The sequence below is a fragment of the Streptomyces sp. NPDC002779 genome, from assembly GCF_042888685.1.
Taxonomy (GTDB): Bacteria; Actinomycetota; Actinomycetes; order Streptomycetales; family Streptomycetaceae; genus Streptomyces.
In genome coordinates, this window is record NZ_JBIAQC010000005.1 from 299,689 (window position 1) to 318,397 (window position 18,709).

Sequence of the window (18,709 nt, forward strand, 5' to 3'; positions counted from 1 at the left end):
GCTCGGTGGGCGTGCTGGCGGCAGCCCTCCGTGGCCCGGCAGGGCGCCCTGGCGGAGCGCCACGCCGGTCCCACGTAAGGCGCCCTGGCGGAGCGCCACGCCGTCCCACGAAAAAGGCGCCCTGGTGGCGCGCTCCTTACCGGGCGTCCCCGGCATCCCGGCGTCGCCCGGTAAGGCCTCCTTCCGCCCCGCTGACGTCGCCGCATGTGGGTTACTTGGTCTAGACCGCGTTTGATCGACTGCTACCGTCACCTCCGGACGGCACCCGACCGAAAGGGGACAGCGGTGGCAGACGGTGGCAGGCGGGCCTTCATCGGGTCGTTCACGGCGGCCGGAGGGCCAGGCATCGTGACGGCGGCCGTGGACGCCGACAGCGGGGCACTGACGGTCCTCACCGGCACGGACGACGACCTGCCCGACCCCTCCTACCTGGCCCTGGCGCCCGACGGCGGCACGCTCTACGCGGTCAGCGAGACGAGCGACGGAGCCGTGGCCGCGTACCGCGTGACCGGCACCAGGCTCGATCCCCTCGGTTCACCCACCCCCGTGGCCGGCAGCGGCCCCACGTATCTGGGCCTGTACGACGGACACGTCCTGACCGCCAACTACGGCTCCGGAAGCGTCAGCGCCGTACCCGTGCGCCCCGACGGCTCCCTCGGGAGCGCCCCCTCCGGCGTCCTCCCGCACACCGGCTCCGGCCCCTACACGCCCCGCCAGCAGGCCCCGCACGCCCACCAGGTGCAGGCCGACCCCAGCGGGCGCTGGGCCGTCAGTGTCGATCTCGGCACCGACTCGGTACGGGTGTGCACCCTGACGGACGGCCGCCCGGAACTCCACGGGGAGTACGCGCTGCGCCCCGGCTCGGGCCCCCGCCACCTGGCCTTCCACCCGGACGGCACGCACGCGTACGTGATCAACGAACTCACCCCCACCGTCACCGTCTGCCGCTGGGACACCGCCGACGGCTCCCTGAAGCCCCTCGCCGAGACGCCGGTGCTGCCGGGCGCCCCGGCGGGCGACGCGTACCCCTCGGGCATCGTCGCCTCACCCGACGGACGCTTCCTGTGGACCGCGACCCGCGGCGAGGACGTCCTGTCCGCGTTCGCCGTCGAAGGAGACACGCTCCGGCTGCTCGGCACCGTGCCCTGCCGGGGCCACTGGCCCAGGGCGCTCACCGAGGCGGGCGGCTTCCTGTACGCGGCCAACGAGCGCTCCGGCGACGTGGCCTGGTTCGCCGTGGACCCGGCGTCGGGACTGCCCCGCTACGGCGGCTCCATCGAGGTCCCGGCGGCATCCTGCGTGCTCATCGGCTGAGCGGCCTCGCGGCACCTGCGCGTACGACGAAGGGCCCGCTCCTCGTGGAGCGGGCCCTTTCCGTCGTGCGTCGGGCGTCGGCCGGGTCTCAGCGGACCGGCGCGCCCTGCGGCTGCTGGGGGGCGATGCCCAGCGCCGTCGTGTACTTGGCCAGGGCCAGCTTGCCGATGGCCGGGTAGGCGCCGAGCGGCTCGGCGGCGGAGCAGCCCGCCTCCTGCGCGGCGTCCTCGATCAGCGCCGGGTCGATCTCCGGCCCTATCAGGTACGGGGCGAGCGCCAGCTGCTGCGAGCCGGAGCCGCGCAGCTGCTCGGCGACGGAGGCGATCGAGCCCTCCTGGTCCAGGGCTGCCGCCATCACCGGCACGGCGAGGCGCGCGGCGAGCAGCATGCCGGTGATCCCGGCCGCCTGCACGGCCTCGTCGCCGCCCACGGACGCCAGGATGATGCCGTCCGCGGCGGTCGCCACGGTGAACAGCCGGGCGCGGTCGGCGCGGGCCAGCCCGGCCTCCGACAGCCGCACGTGCAGCGCCTCGGCGAGCAGCGGGTGCGGACCGAGCGCGTCGGTCAGATCGGCGGCCACCCGGCTGTCCATCACGGCCTGGCGGACCTGGCGCAGCAGCGAGTTGTCCGGACCGGCCAGCAGCGGAACCACGACCGCGACCGGACCCTCGGGGGCCTTGGCCTCCACACCCGCGGCGATCGCCTGCTCGTAACGGGCGGTGCGCTCGTGGGCGGTGTGCGCGAGCACGCTCTGCAGGGTGGGGAACTCCGCGTCGTCCCCGTCGAGGTACCCGATCCGGGCATCCAGGCCGGGCAGCTCCGAGCGGGCGATGCTCACGACCTCCTCGGCGAGGCTGCGCGTGGGGGCGCCCGGCGTGCCAGGGACCGCGAGGACGAGCGCGGGCGCGCCCTCGGGAGCAGCCAGAGGCTCGGGTCGGCGGTGCCGGCCCGGCTGTCGGGGGCGCGGCATTCGTACTGGCAGGCCGGCGGGCCCAGTGGGGGAGCTCATGGCGCCGCATGTTACTGGCTTCCTGGGCTCCCCTGTTCGGGGAGGGTGCAGGTGAGCGGTATCCGTCCGGTTTTGTCTGATGAGTTACGCGCGTTGCGGCACCGGGCGGGCGCAGGCGATCAGTCCTCCCCGTCTCTGACCACGCAAAGCATCGATTCGTCACCCGGCAGAGTGAGCGCATCCGACGCCAACTCCGTCGCGATCCGGACAGCCCCGAGCAACGGATCCCCGTCGGCCGCCACCCGCCGAGCGTGCGGCAGGCGGCGCGCCAACTCCGCCTCCAGGGGTACGAGGAGGGGGTCCCTCATCCTGAACAGCCCGCCGGTGAGCGCGACTCGCGGCTCCCCCTCGGCCGGGCAGACGGCGGCCGCCGACTCGGCCAGGTGCCGGGCCGCCTCCCGCAGGATGCCCGCGGCGACCGGGTCGCCCCCGGCGCAGCCGGCCACCTCGGGCGCGAAGGAGGCGAGAACGGCGGGACGGTCGGGCCGCGGGTACAGCTGCCCGGGCAGTCCGGGCATCGGTCCGAACAGCTTCTCGGCGCGGGCCAGCAGGCCGTTCGATCCGCCGGGCCGCCCGTCGTACGCCCGCAGCGCCGCCTCGAGTCCGGCCCGTCCGATCCACGCCCCGCCGCCGCAGTCGCCCAGCAGATGGCCCCAGCCGTCCGCCCGGCGCCAGCGCTTCAGGTCGGTGCCGATGGCGATCAGACCGGTACCGGCCGCGAGGACGACACCGGGCCGGGACCCGAGGGCCCCGGCGTAGGCGCTGACGGCGTCGGCGACCAGCGCGACCCTGCGGATGCCGAACGCCCGCCGCAGCGCGGCCGGGAGCTCCGCGCGCAGACCGTCCCCGAGCGAGGCGAATCCCGCGGCCCCGATCGCGGCGGTGTGCACCTGGGCGAGCCGGGCCTCGGCGGCCGACTCCCGCACCAGGGGCACCAGTTGCTCCATAAAGTGCCCGGCGTCGATCCCGCGTGAACCGGTGCGCACCGGCTCGCGGGACTCCCGCTGGGCCAGCACGCCCCGTTCGACGGTGCCGACGACGACCCGCAGCCCGGATCCTCCCGAGTCGACGGCGAGGAGTCCGCGGGCCCCGGTCACGGCAGGCGCCAGTCCACCGGCTGACCCCCCTGCCTGATCAGGAGGTCGTTGGCCCGGCTGAACGGCCGCGAGCCGAAGAAGCCGCGGTCGGCCGACATGGGGGAGGGGTGGGCGGACTCCACCGACGGCAGACTGCCCAGCAGAGGGCGCAGGTTGCGGGCGTCCCGGCCCCACAGGATGGACACCAGCGGCTTGCCGCGCGCGGCCAACGCCCGTATCGCCTGCTCGGTGACCTCCTCCCACCCCTTGCCGCGGTGCGCGGCGGGCTTGCGCGGAGCCGTGGTCAGCGCCCTGTTGAGCAGCAGCACGCCCTGCTCCGTCCACGGTGTCAGATCACCACTGGACGGCTGCGGCAGCCCGAGGTCGGTGGTCAGCTCCCGGTAGATGTTGATGAGGCTGCCGGGCAGCGGACGCACCTCGGGCGCGACCGAGAAGGACAGCCCCACCGCGTGTCCCGGTGTCGGATACGGGTCCTGTCCGACGATCAGGACGCGCACGTCGTCGAAGGGCTGCTGGAAGGCCCGCAGCACATTCGGTCCGGCAGGCAGATAGGTGCGTCCCGCGGCGATCTCCGCGCGCAGGAAGTCGCCCATCTCGGCGATCCGTCCGGCGACGGGTTCCAGGGCCTTCGCCCAGCCCGGTTCGACGATCTCATGCAAGGGTCGTGGTGCCACGGGCGTCACCCTACTGCCGTACCCACAGCGGCGATCAACCGGTGGCCGGGGCCCGGCCGTGACCCGGTGCGGCTCATCCGACCACCGCCGCGCGCACGCACAGCACGTCCGGCAGATGCGAGGCCAACTGCCGCCAGCTGTCGCCGTCGTCGGCGGAGGCGAACACCTCGCCGTTGCGGTTGCCGAAGTACACGCCCGCCGGGTCCGCGTCGTCGGTGCACAGGGCGTCCCGCAGCACCGTGCCGAAGTGGTCCTCCTGCGGCAGCCCCGCCGACAGCGCCTCCCACGTCTTGCCCGCGTCCGCCGTGCGGAAGACCCGGCATCTGCGGTCCGCGGGCACCCGGTCGGCGTCGGCGGTGATCGGGAAGACGTACGCCGTGTCGCCGCGGTGCGGATGGGCGGCCGCGGCGAAACCGAACGTCGACGGCAGCCCCTCGCCGATGTCGGTCCAGGTCGCGCCCGCGTCGTCGCTGCGGTACACCCCCCAGTGGTTCTGCAGATACAGCCGGTCCAAAGTCACCGCGTCCCGCGTCACCTTGTGCACGCACTGGCCGAACTCCGGGTTGGGGTCGGGCAGGAACACCGCGGAGACACCGGAGTTGGAGGGCGTCCAGCTCGCGCCGCCGTCCGAGGTACGGAAGACGCCCGCGGTCGACACGGCCACGGTGACCGACCGCGGGTCCCGGGTGTCGGTCAGCACCGTGTGCAGGCCCTCTCCGCCGCCGCCCGGCACCCACTGGGAGCGGGTGGGGTGCTCCCACAGCGGGCGGACCAGCTCGAAGCTCTCCCCGCGGTCCTCCGAGCGGTACAGCGCGGCCGGTTCCGTGCCCGCGTAGACCACGTCCGGTTCGGCCGCCGCCGGGTGCAGCTGCCACACCCGCTCCAGTGAAGCCCCGGTGTCCTTGGGGAACTTGACGGCCGGCTGGGCCGGTTCGGTCCAGGTGCGGCCCAGGTCGTCGGAGTGGAACACCGACGGCCCCCAGTGCGCGCTGTCCCCGCCGGCCAGCAGCCGCGGAGTCTCACCGCGGGTGTCGATGGCGACCGAATACACGGCCTGTGCGTTGAAATAAGGGCTCTCGTCGAACTCCCAGGCGCCACCCCGCTTCCGGCCGATGAACAGGCCCTTGCGCGTGCCAACCGCCAGCAGTACCTCGGTCATGCCGATCACCTCCGCGACGTCTTTGTCTCAGACACCGGCCAGTCTGCACCCCGGCACTGACAGTCACCTCTGGAAACGGCTTCGTCGCAGGTCAGCGCGGCGATGATAGCCCGCAGCCCGGACGGGAGGGGCGGTTTCCCCAAGACCCGAGCGAGGGGTGAGCGGCGTGTGCGACGGTCGGGGGACCGGCAGATGGCGTGAGCGTCGGGGCGCCGTCCGTCGTATGGGAGGGCGGCCCGGCAGGTCGGTGTGCGCATGAGGAGGAAGCCCGCGATGGCGCTGCGAGGTCCGCTGCGAGGTCCGCTGCGAGGTCCGAGGGTGTGGTGGTGGCGCTGGCGGCGCAATCCGCTCAAGCGCCGTGCCGACGCGGTGGAGTCCTGGGTGCTGCTGGGGGCCGGGGCGCTCACCGTCCTCGTGGGCGTGGCCGTCGGCCTGGCCACGGCCGGTTCCATCGAGCACGGCCTGGCCCGTGAGCGCGCCGAGTGGCGCCCGGTGCAGGCGCGGCTGACCGCTCACGCGCCCGGTGTCTTCAACGGCGAGCGGATGTGGGCGGAGGTGTCCTGGACGGCCCCGGACGGCTCCCACCGCACCGGCCAGGTCCGGGTCCGCCCGGGCAGCGAGGCCGGGACCGCGGTCACCGTCTGGACGGACCGCACCGGCCGTCTGGTCACCGAGCCCGCCACCGCCGCCCAGGCCCGCTCGCGCGCCGCCCTCGCCGGGGGCCTGGTGGGAGCGGGCGCGGCGGTCGTGCCGTTCGCGGGCGGCCGGATGCTGCGCGGACGCCTGGAGCGGCAGCGGATCGACCAGTGGGAGACCGAGTGGACGCGCTTCGGGCCGCTGTGGGGGCGCACGACGGGGTGAGCGGTGGGGCGGGGCTCAGGGCCAGGGGCCCAGCAGGGGGGGCACCTCCTGGCAGACAACTCACCCCGTTGCCGCCTGTTGTTGCGTCCAGGGAGCCGGCAGCACCTCCCGGCACAGGCGCAGTAGTTCCTCGTCGTGCGGGATGTCGTGGCTGCCGTACCCCTCGGAGTGGGCCGTGTGGCGGCGGAGCGCGGCGAGTTCCGTGGCCACGAGGTCGCCGAGCGGGGCGCCTGCCGGGCCCATGGCGCGCAGACACACGGCGATCCGGCGGCGCAGGTGCGGCTTCTCCGTCCAGGCGGAGCGCAGCACAGGGTTGACCGTCTCAACCTCGCCGCCGATCCGCCACAGGGCGCACGCCGCCGTCGCCCGTCGTTCCGCCGGCCCCGGAGAGTCGGCCGCCCGGCGCAGCTCCGGCAACGCGGCACGGGCCGCCTGTCCCATCCGCCCCAACACCTCGGCCGCCGTCCCCCACCGACGGGAGTCCCGGTGCCTCAACTCATTCAGCAGCACGGGGAGTACAGCGGAAGCATCCCCGTCGATCGACCACAGGGCAGCCGCCGCCGGGACGGCGAACTCCGTGTCCAGCAGCCGCGACAGCGCCGGTACGGCCTCCCGCGCGGCGGAGCTCCACGCGCCGAGCGCCGGGACCGCGTACTCGACGGCCCCGCCGGCCTCCAGCAGCCGCAGCGTCTCGGGCACCGACTCCGCGTCCCCCAGCCCGCCGAGCGCCCGCAGCAGCGGCGCCGCCCGCCCCGGTGTCCCTGGATCGTCGAGGGCGAGCGAGCCCAGGCGGCGCCGCAGCGCCGGTGCGAGCGGTGCCGCGGCGGCGCCCAGCCAGGAGATCTCATGACCCAGGTCGTCCGGCACCACAGCCCCCGCCAGCACCTCGCCCAGCACCGGCACGGCCCGCGGATCCCCGCACCGCACCAGTGCCCGCAGCGGATCACCCAAGGCGGGCGCGCCGTGCTCCCACTGCCGGACCCATAGATCGGGACGGGCCGTCACCAGTCTGTGCAGACCGTCCGCCGCGGGAGCGGCGAGCTCGAAGAGCTGCTTCAGCGCGGCCACCGCAGCGTCCCGCAACCGGTCCTCCGACGCGTCCAGTTGCGCCCCGATCAGCGCGGCCGGCTCGCTGAAGTCGGCACGCCAGGTGCGGAACAGGCCGCCCGACATCCACACCGCGTTGCACCGGTCCGCCCACTCCGGGCTGCTCAACTGCCCGACCAGCAGGGCGATCCGGTCGCCGGTCCGGCCGTCGAGCGCGTTGTGCAAAGTGCGCAGCAGCTGGGAGCCCTCCTCGTCGGACGGCCGCAGCCGGCGCAGCCGTCCGACGAGGGTGTCGGTGTGCGGGCGGGCGCACAGTGCCGCCTGGCGGGACCGCCGTTCGGACCGCTCCTGCAGCAGCCGGACGGCGGTGGGAACCAGGTCGGCGGGTATGCGGTCGGGCGCGCATCCGGCGAGCTGGCCGAGCGCGGCCAGTCGCAGCTCCGGCCCGTGCGGCAGCGCGGCCTGGGCCGCCAGGAGGTCCACCGCGGCGTCGGCGTGCGCGGGGTTCCGCCGGGCGTACAGTCCCAGGCTCTCGACGAGGGCGAGCAGGACTCGGTCGTCCCGCTCCACGGTGAGCCGCTCCCGTAACAGGTCCAGCACCCGGGCCGGTTGGTCCAGGAACCGCACGAGCGCGCCCGGAGCCGTCCCGCGCACGCCGGGGTCCGGGTCCCCGGTGAGCCGGGCGAAGACCTCGGCGCCGGCCCGTACGGCGGACGGCCCTTCGCCTTCCCCGCCGATGCTGACCAGCAGCTCCACGACGGCCCCCCGGTCCGGCAGGTCCGGGCGCGCCGCCAGCGCGAACAGGAACGGAACACAGGCGAGCGTCGAGTCGTACACGTCTCCCTGGTGGTGCACGGCGCCGTACAGACCGTCGAGCGCGGTCTCACGCTCGGCGGGGTCCGCCGAGGCCAGGCCCCTCAGCAGTGCGGGCACGTCCTCGGCGCTGCCGTACGCATGGCGCATCGAGGCCCAGTCGACCTCGTCGATCCCCGTGAACACGTCGTCCTCCCCAGGCAAGTGCCTTCTGCTCCGGAGTCTGCACCACGGCACTGACAACGGGGTGGAATCGAGACGTGACCGTGTGCGATCCGGTCAGTGCGCGGCGGGCAGGGCCCGCTCCAGGACGGTGTCCAGGTCCGCGCTGCCGGGCAGGGTGCCGAAGGCGTGCCCCCAGTCGCCGCCCAGGCGGGTCGCGCAGAACGCGTCGGCCACCTCGGCCGGGGCGTGCCGGACCAGCAGGGACGCCTGGAGTGCCATCGCCATCAGCTCCACCAGACGCCGGGCACCGGTCTGGGAGGCCTCGGACAGCATGCCCTTCAGCCGGATCACGGCCGCGTCGAGTCGGGCGTCCGCCCCCTGCGCCAGGGCGAGTTCGCCGAACAGCGCCTCGGCCGCGCCCTGTTCCCTGCCGAGCGCCCGCAGCACGTCGAGGGCGTTGACATTGCCCGAGCCCTCCCAGATCGACAGCAGGGGAGCCTCGCGGTAGTGGCGGGGCATGCCGGAGTCCTCGACGTAGCCGTTGCCGCCGAGGCACTCCAGGGCCTCCGCGGTGAAGGCCGGGCCGCGCTTGGTGACCCAGTACTTGCCGACGGCGGTGGCGATCCGCCGGAACGCCGCCTCGCCCGCGTCCCCGCGCACCGCCCGGTCGGCCGCTCCCGCCAGCCGCAGGGTGAGCGCGGTCGCGGCCTCGGACTCCAGGGCGAGGTCGGCCAGAACGTTGCGCATCAACGGCTGATCCAGCAGCCGTGCGCCGAACGCGCTGCGGTGCCGCGCGTGATGCCCGGCCTCCACCAGCGTCTTGCGCATCAGCGCCGCGGACATCGTCACGCAGTCCAGACGCGTGCAGTTGACCATCTCGATGATGGTCTTCACGCCCCGGCCCTCGGGTCCCACCAGCCAGGCGACGGTCCCGTCGAACTCCGGCTCGCAGGAGGCGTTGGAGCGGTTGCCCAGCTTCTCCTTGAGGCGCTGGACGCGGAAGGTGTTGCGGGTGCCGTCGGGCAGGACGCGCGGCACGAGGAAGCAGGACAGACCGCCCGGCGCCTGTGCCAGCACCAGGAAGAGGTCGCACATGGGCGCCGAGGTGAACCACTTGTGGCCGCGCAGGGTGTACACCCCGGGTTCGGCGGTGGGCGTGGCCGTGGTGGTGTTGGTCCGGACGTCCGAGCCGCCCTGCTTCTCGGTCATCCCCATGCCCGCGAGCAGGCCCCGCTTCTCCGTCGGCACCCGCAGTCCCGGGTCGTACTCCCTGCTGGTCAGCAGGGGTTCGTAGACCTTGGCCAGCTCCGGCTGGGCGCGCAGCGCGGGGACGGCGGCGTAGGTCATCGACGTCGGGCAGCCGTGTCCGGCGTCGGTGTGCCCCCACACCAGAGTGCCGGCGCTGCGGGCGACATGGGCGCCCGCCCGCTCGTCCGCCCACGGGGCCGCGGCCAGTCCTTCGGCCACCGCGACCCGCATCAGGTGGTGCCAGCTCGGATGGAACTCGACCTCGTCGACGCGGTGGCCGTACCGGTCGTGCGTGCGCAGCTCCGGCTCCCGGCGGTTGGCCTGCTCGCTCCACTCCTGGGCGGCGACACCGCCGGCCTCGCGGCCCAGCCGCCGGATGTCCTGCTCGGCCCACCCGGCGCCCTCGCGCCGCAGCCCCTCGAGCAGGGCCGCGTCCTCGGAGGCGTCGTAAGGGGCCAGGGGCGGGGGCTGGTTGGTGACGTCGTGCGTGGCGTACGGCGCGTGCTCGGGTGTCAGGACCATACGAGGAGTGTTGCACTTCTGCGACAGTCGCAGCAATAGTGCAACATGAAGATCGGCGCCGTACAGTACGTGCTCATGGGGACGGGCGGGACGGACGAGGCCGCGGAGGCGGGAGCGCTCGCCCTGCGTCCGCTGTCCGCGCGCTCGGTCGTGCTGAGCCTGCTGCTCGGCAGCCATCCGCCGGAACTGCCCGTGAAGGACCTCGTGCGCGGTGTGGAACCCTTCGGGGTCGGCGGATCCACGGTGCGGGCCGCGCTCAGCAGGATGGTGGCCGCCGGGGATCTGCATCGCGAGGACACCGTCTACCGGCTCAGCGACCGGCTGCTGGAGCGTCAGCGCCGCCAGGACGAGGCCGTACGTCCCCGCACGCGCGCGTGGGACGGCGACTGGGAGATGGTCGTCATCACCGCCACCGGCCGCGGCCCCGCCGAACGCGCCGAACTCCGCGCCCGGCTGACCGCCCTGCGCCTGGCCGAACTCCGCGAGGGCGTCTGGCTGCGCCCCGCCAACCTGACCCGCCCCCTGCCGGCCGACCTCGCCCCGGTGACCCAGCACTGGACCGCCCGCCCGACCGCCCCCGCGCGCGAGTCGGCAGAGACCCTCTGGCCCCTGGACACCTGGTCCGAGACAGCCCAGGCCCTCCTTGCGCACATCGCCGGGGCCACCCGCCCCGCCACCCGCTTCACGGCCTTCGCCGCCGCCGTGCGCCACCTGCTGACCGACCCGGTCCTCCCGCCCGAACTCCTGCCCCCCGACTGGCCGGGCCCCGCACTGCGCGCCGCCTACGCCGCGTACCAGGAAGAGCTGACCGGACAACTACGCGCGCGTGCCGCCCGGGACTGACGAACCGCACCGCAGCGAGGCGCGCCGCGGGAACGACGGGTCGACCGTCCGAAGCCCCTGCCGATCCGCGCACGCCCCCAGCCAGCACGGAGCACCAGCCCAGGGTGACCATGAGCACCTGGCCTCCCGGCCTGCCGGTGCCCACGCCAGGTGGCCGTGCCGGGCGGAAGCGACGGATCGGCCCGCCGCCGAGGGCCGCGCGACATGTGATGCCGAGGTGGCGACGCCAAGGCGCCTGGCCGCCCCACGGGGCCGCCCGCACCGGTGCCCGCGCGTAGGGACTTCGCCGGGGTGAAGCGACGGATGGGCCCCCGCTGAGGGCGGCGCGATATGGGATGCCGCGGTGGCGGCGCCTGGCGCTTGGCCGCCTCACGGGGCCGTCCGTACGGGTGCCCGCGCGTGGAGACTTCGCCGGGCGAAGCGACGGATGGGCCCCGCGCTGAGGGCCGCGCGATACGGGATGCCCGCGGTGGCGGCGCCCGGCGCCTCGTTATGTTTTCCGCGGTCCGGCCAGAGGGCCGCTGGCCTCCGGGGCCGCCCGTGCCAGGTGACCGTGCCGGGCGGAAGCGACGGATCGGCCCGGCGCAGAGTGTCGCGCGACGCGGGATGCCACGGTGGCGTCACAAAGCGCCTGGCCGCTCCCCTCGGTCGCCCGAACCGGTGCCCTCACCAGGAGGACCGCGCCGGGCGGAAGACGGCTCGCTCCCGCACGGAGTGCCGCGCGACGCGCGAATGCCACGGCGGCGGCGCCAACCGCCCACGCCGCATGAACCCCTGTCCGCCGATCTCCCGGCCGCGCCGCCCACCCCGGCCACCCGCCCGAGGCAACCGAACCGCTACGCGCGCGTGCCGGGCAGGAACCAACATGCGACACATGCGCCCCCGCAACAGCACAGCGGCCGCACGAAGGCTCGTGCGGCCGCCTCCCGCGAGGGCCCTAGCGGTACGTGATGTCCGAGCTGGAGTACAGACAGTTCGTGCTGTCCGGGCCCGTGCCGACCGCCGTGTTGTTGTTGTACTTCTGGCAGGGGATCACCCGGCGGCTCGCGTCGTTGAGGATCGTGATGCCGCGCAGGGTGGCCACGTCGCCCCGGTTGACGTTGATGCCGACGAGGCGGGCCATGGTCCCCGTGCCGGTCACCTCGATGTTGCTGAGGTTGACCTTGCGCGTGTACGACGTGGAGCAGTCGCCGCACGAGCGGTAGAGCGTCTTGAACTCGCTCACGGCGAAGTTGGAGATGTTCACCGTGCCGGGACCGTTGTGCTGGAAGACCTTGTCGGCGGCCTTCTTGGCGCCGCCCCCGGTCACCGTGTACGTGGAGCCGCCCCGGAAGGTGGCCGCGTCCTCGCCGACGTCCTCCCACCAGACGTTCTGCAGCGTGCAGTTGCCTTCGCAGTGGATGCCGTCGGCGCCGGGCGCGCCGATGATGACGTTCTTCAGCGTGGCGCCGGCCGCGAGCCGGAAGATCGGGTCCTGGCCCTCCTCCTGGCCGTCGCCGGCCAGGTTGCCGCTGCCGTAGTACTTCTTCATCCCGCCGTCCACCGTGCCGGAGACGGCGATGGTGGCGCTGACCGCCTGGCTGCCGTTGGGGGTGGGCCAGGTGGCGGCGTGCGCTGCCGGAGCCGTTCCTGTCGTGATCATGCCAACCGTGACGCCGAGTGAGGCGAGCCCGCCGATCAGGGCGCGACGCCTGGTGTGCCGTGAAGTCATGTCCCGATGCCTTCTTCTGAGTGGGGGTTCAGATCTGCGTCGTTCGTATATGCGGTTTTCGTTCACCATGCGGAATGGTCCGCGCGTGCAGGGTGACCGTTCGGGGGAGTTGGGGCGCGGCTCGGTCACACTGCTGAACGGAACGTAGAGTGCAAGCGCTTTCTGGTCAACGGTTCGCGCACAACAAATCTGTCAGTCCTGGTGAGAGGCAAGGGCTCTCTGTGCGTCCCGCACGGCGCAGTGACCCCGGCCGCCTCCTTTTCGGAATCCGAATCCCGGGGAACCCGCCGGATCAGGAAGGATCCGCGGAGTTCTGCGATGGTTCCGGCTCGGGAGGCGAGAAGAGCCATGGCCCACGAGACATCGTCGACGGCGGCCCGGCTGACCCGGCCGCGACCCCTGGAACTGCGGAAACAGAGGGTCCCGGCGACGATGGGCAGGACCGTCACCGCCGAGGCGGCCCCCGACGAGGCCACCACGAAGCAGGCGCCGGCCGAGAAGACCCCCACCGACACGCCGTCCACCGCCCGCCGGGGCAGTCGCACCGAGAACTGAGGGTTGCCATGGGCTTGCTGACACAGACCTCGGCCGCCGCGGCCGGTCTCGTCATGGCCGGACCCCGGCTGCTGGCGCGCGGCGCCGTGCCCGCCGTGAGCGTCGCCGCCGGCGCGGCGGCCGGGACGGCCCGAGCCGGGGTGAGGAGCGCCGACGCCGTCGTCAGGGTGACCCGGGTCGCCCGGAACGCGCTGCCCGGCGGCGACGGCCACTGGCGCTCGGGCAAGCGCGTGCACCTGGCACTGCGGGGCGCGTCGGACCGGGTACGGCGGGAGGGCGGGACGGCGCATGCCGCGCGGCGCGTGGCCGCGGCCCTCGCGGAGCATCCCGAGGTGGCGTACGCCTACTGGGACGGCGGACTGGCCCGCCTGGTGGTGGCCGCGACCGACGAGGCCCTCACCGACGGGGTAGTGGAGAAGGCGACCGCCCTCGCCGAGCGGCACGGTCTCGGCCCGGGCGACGAGCCCATCGAGGACATCACCCACCCGGGCGACCCCGGCGGCATCCGCATCGCCGCCGCGGCCCTCCTGGCCGACGCGATCGGCACCGGCGCCGCGATCACCGCGTACGCGCTCCGGCTGCCGCCCTCGCCCCGCTTCGTCACCGCGGGCGTCACCCTGCTGCGCGAGAACCCCCGCTTCCGCGGCTGGCTCCGCGACCGCTACGGCCGTGACCGCACCGACCTGATCCTGGCCGCCGTCAACGCCGCCACGCACGGCGCCGGGCAGACCCCGACCTCCCTGCTGCTCGACGCGACCCTGCGCTCCTTCCAGCTCGCGGAGACCGTGGCACGGGCCGCCGCCTTCGACTCGGTCCACGACCGGCTCTGCTCGCCCGGCCGCTCCGACGTGTCCGCCGACGTCTGCGCGCGCCCGCCGCTGCGCGCCACCCCCGCCCACGAGTACGCCAACCACGCCGAGACCGGCAGCGTGGTCGGCGCCCTCGCGACCCTGCTGGTCAAGCACGACGCCTCCGAGGCCGCCGAAGCCGTCCTCGCGGGCTCCCCCAAGGCCGCCCGCTACGGCCCCGCCGCCTTCAACGCCGTCCTCGGCTGCGCCCTGGCCCGCACCGGAGTCCTCGTCCGCGACCCCGAGCGGCTGCGGCGGCTGGAGACCGCCCGCACCCTCGTCCTGCACCCCAGCGCCCTGTGCACCGGAGAGGAGGAGGTCTGCGCGGACGCCTGGACCGAGGCCGTCCTGGACGCAGCACGCCACGCCGGCCTGCGCATCGTGGTCGTCGACCACCCCGCCCTGGAGGACTTCACCGCCCTCGCCGACCGCGTCGTACGCGACCGGCCGCTGACCGACGTGGTCCGGTCGCTGCGCGAACACGGCGGCGTCGTCACCGTCGCCCGGCCGGAATCCGGCGAGGACACCGAGGTCCTGAACGGACTGCTCAGTTCCGACGTGGCCGTCGCGCTCGCGGACCGGGACGCGCCCGTCGTGTGGGGCGCGGACGTGGTGGCCCCGGGTGGACTCGTCGACGTATGGCGCCTGCTCATGTCCGTGCCCGTCGCCCGCAAGGTCGGCCGCAGCTCGCAGACGCTGGCCCGCTCCGGCGCGGCGCTCTCCGGACTGATGGTGGCCGTCGGCGAGTCCCGGCGCGGCCGGCGCAGCCTCGTGCCCGGGATCCGGCACGCCCCCGTCGACCTGGGCGCCGCGTTCGCGCTGCTGTCCGGAGCACGGGGCGCCCTCGGCGTGGCGACGACCCGCGCCCCGCATCCCCGCGCGCGGGTGGCCTGGCACGCCCTGCGGCCCACCGACGTACGGGCCCGGCTGCGCCGCCGGTCCGAGGCGGAGCCGTCGGTCGTGGAGCAGGCGGCCACCCGCGTCCAGCGGGCCGCCGAGACCGCGGGCCGCGTCCCCGTGCTGGCCCCGGCCCGCTGGACGCTGCACCTGGGCCGGGCCGTGCGCGGCGAACTCGACGATCCCCTCACCCCGGTGCTGGCGGTCGGCTCGGCGGCCTCGGCGATCCTCGGCTCGGCCATGGACGCCCTGCTCGTCGTCGGCGCCCTCGACCTGAACGCCCTGGTCGGCGGCATCCAGCGGCTACGGGCCGAGCGCGCGCTGGCCGGACTGCTCGCCGAACAGAAGCGCAAGGCCCGCCTGGCGCCGGACGAGTCCGGGGACGAGACGGCGTCTCCGCGCACCGTCGACGCCGCCAAGCTCATCCCCGGCCAGATCATCGAGCTCAAGGCCGACGACGTGGTCCCCGCCGACGCCCGCCTCCTGTGGGAGGACGGCCTGGAGGTCGACGAGTCCGCGCTCACCGGCGAGTCGCTGCCGGTGGACAAGCAGACGGCCGCCACCCCGCACGCGCCCGTCGCCGACCGCCGCTGCATGGTCTTCGAGGGCACCACCGTCGTCGCCGGACATGCCCGGGCCGTGGTCGTGGAGACCGGCGACCGCACCGAGGCCTCCCGTGCCGTCTCCCTCGCCGCCCGCAAGCCCCCGTCGGCCGGCGTGCAGGCCCGGCTCCAGGAACTCACCTCCAAGGCCCTGCCGTTGACCATGGCGGGCGGCGCCGCGGTGACCGGCCTCTCCCTGCTGCGGGGCACCCCGATCCGGCAGGCGGTCAGCGGCGGCGTGGCGGTGGCGGTGGCCGCCGTCCCCGAGGGCTTGCCGCTCGTGGCCACGGCCGCGCAACTGGCCGCCGCACGCCGACTCAGCCGGCGGGGCGTCCTGGTGCGGGCCCCGCGCACGCTGGAGGCCCTCGGCCGGATGGACACCCTGTGCTTCGACAAGACGGGCACCCTGACCGAGAATCGCCTGCGCCTGTTCCGCGTCACCGACGCCGAGGGCACCACAGCCAAGCCCGACGCCGAGACCAGCGTGGAGGTCCTGCGGGTCGCCGCGCGCGCCTGCCCGGTGCTCAACGGCGGCTCGGGCCGCCCCGTCCACGCCACCGACGAAGCCGTCCTGGACGCGGCCGCGGAGGACCCGGAGTGGACGCAGACCGAGGGCCTGCCCTTCGAGGCCGCCCGCGGCTACGCCGCCGCCGTCGGCCACACCGGGGACGACGAGCGCGTGCTGGTGGTCAAGGGCGCCCCGGAAACCGTGCTGCCCGCCTGCTCCGACCTGCCCGACCACGCCGGCGAGACCGCCCAGTCCCTGGCCCGGGACGGCCTGCGCGTCCTCGCGGTCGCCCGGCGCAGGCAGCAGCCGGACGACCCGGCCGCCCTCGAAGAACCCCTGCGCGACCTGGAGTTCACCGGCCTGCTCGCCCTGGCCGACGTCCCGCGCGAGACCTCGCAGGCGCTGGTGCACGGGCTGCGCGACGAAGGCGTACGGCCCGTGATGCTGACCGGCGACCACCCCGAGACCGCTCTCGCCATCGCCGTGGAACTGGGCTGGCCCGAGGACACCGCCGTGGTCACCGGCGACGAACTCGCCGCCGCCGACCGGTCGGAGAGGGCCCGCATGCTGCATGACGTCGGCGTCGTGGCCCGGGTCGCGCCGGAACAGAAACTGCAGGTCGTCGAGGCGCTGCGGGACTCCGGCCGGGTGGTCGGCATGGTCGGCGACGGCGCCAACGACGCGGCCGCCATCCGCGCCGCGGACATCGGCGTCGGCATCAACGCCCGCGGCTCGGCCGCCGCCCGCAACGCCGCCGACCTGGTGCTCACCGACGACGACCTCACCGTCCTCATCGAGGCGATCGCCGAGGGCCGCGCCCTGTGGCACAGCGTCGCCGACGCAATCGCCATCCTCATCGGCGGCAACGCGGGCGAGGTGGGCTTCGGCATCATCGGCACGATCCTCGCCGGTTCCGCGCCGCTGTCCACCCGGCAGATGCTGCTGGTGAACCTGTTCACGGACCTGTTCCCGGCGATGGCCGTCGCGGTCACCCCGCACCAGGACGCGAGCGACGAGACGACCCGGGACGACAAGCCGCTGGGCACCTCCCTGCTCGGCGCCCCGCTGATGGAACAGATCCGGCACCGGGCGCTGACCACGACCCTCGGCGCGGTGGCGGCCTGGCTGATCGGACGGTTCACCCCGGGTTCGGCCCAGCGCTCCACGACGATGGCCCTGTGCGCGGTGGTCGGCACCCAGCTCGCCCAGACCCTCGCCGACCGCCGCGACAGCCCCCTGGTCCGCGTCACCTCGCTCGGCTCGGCCGCCGCCCTGGTGGCCGTGGTCCAGACCCCGGGCGTCAGCCGCCTGTTCGGCTGCACCCCGCTCGGCCCGATCGCCTGGGCCGGGGTGGTCGCCGCGATCGCGATGGCGCTGGCGGGCCAGCGGGCGCTGCCGCAACTGGAGGACGCGGTGCAGCGGTTGACCCGCTAGACCACCTCCTCCGCCCGGGGCGCTGCCTCGACCGCCGGTGCTGCCGCCTTCTCGGGCTTCTCGGGCTTCTCAGGAAGGTGGTTGAACAGCAGGTTCAGCACGATCGCCGTCAGGCACCCGGCGCTGATCCCGCTGTGCATCACCGTCTGGAACCAGTCGGGGAACCGGTCGTAGATCGTCGGCACGCCCACCGGCAGCACCCCCATGGCGACCGAAACCGCCACCACCGTCAGGTTGTTGTTGCCCTGGAAGTCGACCTGCGCGAGCGTCCTGAGGCCGCTCGCGGCCACCGTCCCGAACATCACCAGCCCGGCACCGCCGAGCACCGGCGCGGGTATCGCCGCCACCACCGCGCCCAGCTTGGGCAGCAGCCCGAGCAGGACGAGGATGCCGCCCGCCGCGGCGACGACCCAGCGGCTGCGCACCCGGGTCATCCCGACGAGCCCGACGTTCTGCGCGTACGCGGTGTAGGGGAAGGTGTTGAAGACGCCGCCCAGCACGGTCGACAGGCCGTCGGCACGCAGTCCGTCGGACAGCGACCGCGCATCGACCTTGCGCTCCGTCATCTCGCCGACGGCGATGAAGTCACCGGTCGTCTCGGTCATGCACACCAGCGCCACCACCAACATGGCGACGATCGCCGACACTTCGAAGGTGGGCGCGCCGAAGTGGAACGGCGTGCTGATCCCTACCCAGTCCGCGTCGGACACCCCGCCGAAGTCCGTGAACCCGAACGGCACGGCGACGGCGAGGCCCACGACGATGCCGACCAGTACGGCGATCCGGCTCAGGAAGACCGGCGCGAACCGCTGCACGCCCACGACCACCGCCAGTACGAACGCCGCCAGCGCGAGGTTCTTCGGTGCCCCGAAATCCTTAGAACCGGCGCCGCCCGCGGCCCAGTTGCCCGCGACGGGCAGCAGGGAGACGCCGATGATGAGGATCACCGTGCCCGTGACGAGCGGCGGGAAGAAGCGCAGCAGCTTGCCGAACACCGGTGCCAGCAGCATGATCGCGAGTCCCGCGACGATCACCGAGCCGTAGATCGCGGGCAGTCCGCCGCCCGTCGTGCCGATGATCACCATGGGGGACACGGCCGCGAAGGTGCAGCCCTGCATGATCGGCAGCCGTACGCCGAAGCGCCAGAAGCCGATGCACTGGATGAGCGTGGCGATGCCGCACACCAGGAGGTCGGCGGTGATGAGGTAGGCCAGGTCCGCGGGGGGCAGCCGCATCGCGCCGCCGACGATCAGCGGAACGGCGACGGCGCCCGCGTACATCGCGAGGACGTGCTGGAGGCCGAAGGCGGCCAGGTGGCGGACGGGTGGGACGTCGTCGACAGGGTGCGTGGAGGTCATGGGCGAGACCGTAAGCGGCTTGAACAGTTTGTTGATTTCCGCCG

General features: G+C 74.3%; 13 protein-coding genes. 5 read left to right on the plus strand and 8 right to left on the minus strand.

The annotated features are described in order from the left end of the window. Positions 1-285: 285 nt before the first annotated feature. On the plus strand, positions 286-1,314 hold the full coding sequence (locus ACFYW5_RS16780) for a lactonase family protein (protein ID WP_389417735.1): 1,029 nt from the start codon (positions 286-288) through the stop codon (positions 1,312-1,314). 88 nt (positions 1,315-1,402) lie between these two features. Here the strand turns inward: ACFYW5_RS16780 and ACFYW5_RS16785 are convergent, their stop codons facing one another. The 4 genes from ACFYW5_RS16785 to ACFYW5_RS16800 all read right to left on the minus strand — a co-directional run bounded on the left by ACFYW5_RS16785 (position 1,403) and on the right by ACFYW5_RS16800 (position 5,253). Beyond that, positions 1,403-2,323: a sirohydrochlorin chelatase gene (locus ACFYW5_RS16785; protein WP_389417736.1), complete on the minus strand. Its 921-nt coding sequence runs from the start codon at positions 2,321-2,323 to the stop codon at positions 1,403-1,405. 119 nt (positions 2,324-2,442) lie between these two features. Beyond that, complete coding sequence (locus ACFYW5_RS16790; RefSeq protein ID WP_389417737.1) at positions 2,443-3,420, minus strand: N-acetylglucosamine kinase; 978 nt, start codon at positions 3,418-3,420, stop codon at positions 2,443-2,445. Continuing rightward, positions 3,417-4,094 (minus strand): uracil-DNA glycosylase, encoded by a 678-nt coding sequence (locus ACFYW5_RS16795; RefSeq protein WP_389417738.1) that lies wholly within the window; start codon positions 4,092-4,094, stop codon positions 3,417-3,419. The genes ACFYW5_RS16790 and ACFYW5_RS16795 overlap by 4 nt, the downstream gene beginning before the upstream one ends. Before the next feature lie 73 nt (positions 4,095-4,167). Next, a complete protein-coding gene (locus ACFYW5_RS16800; protein ID WP_389417739.1) occupies positions 4,168-5,253 on the minus strand; it encodes a WD40/YVTN/BNR-like repeat-containing protein in 1,086 nt (361 codons plus the stop codon). A 273-nt stretch (positions 5,254-5,526) separates the two neighbouring features. Here ACFYW5_RS16800 and ACFYW5_RS16805 point away from each other — a divergent pair, with 273 nt between their 5' ends. Beyond that, the gene (locus ACFYW5_RS16805) at positions 5,527-6,114 is read left to right on the plus strand and encodes a hypothetical protein (protein ID WP_389417740.1); all 588 of its coding nucleotides are present in this window, start codon (positions 5,527-5,529) and stop codon (positions 6,112-6,114) included. Between the two features lie 60 nt (positions 6,115-6,174). Here ACFYW5_RS16805 and ACFYW5_RS16810 read toward each other — a convergent pair whose 3' ends face one another. Both ACFYW5_RS16810 and ACFYW5_RS16815 read right to left on the minus strand, forming a co-directional pair. Continuing rightward, positions 6,175-8,160 carry a HEAT repeat domain-containing protein gene (locus ACFYW5_RS16810; RefSeq protein ID WP_389417741.1) on the minus strand — a complete coding sequence of 662 codons (1,986 nt, stop codon included), beginning with the start codon at positions 8,158-8,160 and terminating at the stop codon, positions 6,175-6,177. Positions 8,161-8,253: 93 nt separating this feature from the next. Then, entirely contained in the window at positions 8,254-9,909 is a 1,656-nt protein-coding gene (locus ACFYW5_RS16815; RefSeq protein WP_389417742.1) for an acyl-CoA dehydrogenase family protein, read from the minus strand. 75 nt (positions 9,910-9,984) lie between these two features. Between ACFYW5_RS16815 and ACFYW5_RS16820 the strand changes: the two genes are divergently transcribed. Continuing rightward, positions 9,985-10,752 carry a PaaX family transcriptional regulator C-terminal domain-containing protein gene (locus ACFYW5_RS16820; protein ID WP_389417743.1) on the plus strand — a complete coding sequence of 256 codons (768 nt, stop codon included), beginning with the start codon at positions 9,985-9,987 and terminating at the stop codon, positions 10,750-10,752. Between the two features lie 937 nt (positions 10,753-11,689). Here ACFYW5_RS16820 and ACFYW5_RS16825 read toward each other — a convergent pair. Beyond that, on the minus strand, positions 11,690-12,463 hold the full coding sequence (locus ACFYW5_RS16825) for a pectate lyase (protein ID WP_389417744.1): 774 nt from the start codon (positions 12,461-12,463) through the stop codon (positions 11,690-11,692). Between the two features lie 348 nt (positions 12,464-12,811). Here ACFYW5_RS16825 and ACFYW5_RS16830 point away from each other — a divergent pair, with 348 nt between their 5' ends. Together ACFYW5_RS16830 and ACFYW5_RS16835 are read left to right on the plus strand one after the other, a co-directional pair. Next, positions 12,812-13,018: a hypothetical protein gene (locus tag ACFYW5_RS16830; protein WP_389417745.1), complete on the plus strand. Its 207-nt coding sequence runs from the start codon at positions 12,812-12,814 to the stop codon at positions 13,016-13,018. Between the two features lie 8 nt (positions 13,019-13,026). Beyond that, complete coding sequence (locus ACFYW5_RS16835; RefSeq protein WP_389417746.1) at positions 13,027-17,307, plus strand: cation-translocating P-type ATPase; 4,281 nt, start codon at positions 13,027-13,029, stop codon at positions 17,305-17,307. Here ACFYW5_RS16835 and ACFYW5_RS16840 read toward each other — a convergent pair. Beyond that, on the minus strand, positions 17,304-18,665 hold the full coding sequence (locus ACFYW5_RS16840) for a nucleobase:cation symporter-2 family protein (RefSeq protein ID WP_389417747.1): 1,362 nt from the start codon (positions 18,663-18,665) through the stop codon (positions 17,304-17,306). The two genes, ACFYW5_RS16835 and ACFYW5_RS16840, sit on opposite strands and share 4 nt — an antisense overlap. Between the last annotated feature and the right edge of the window lie 44 nt (positions 18,666-18,709).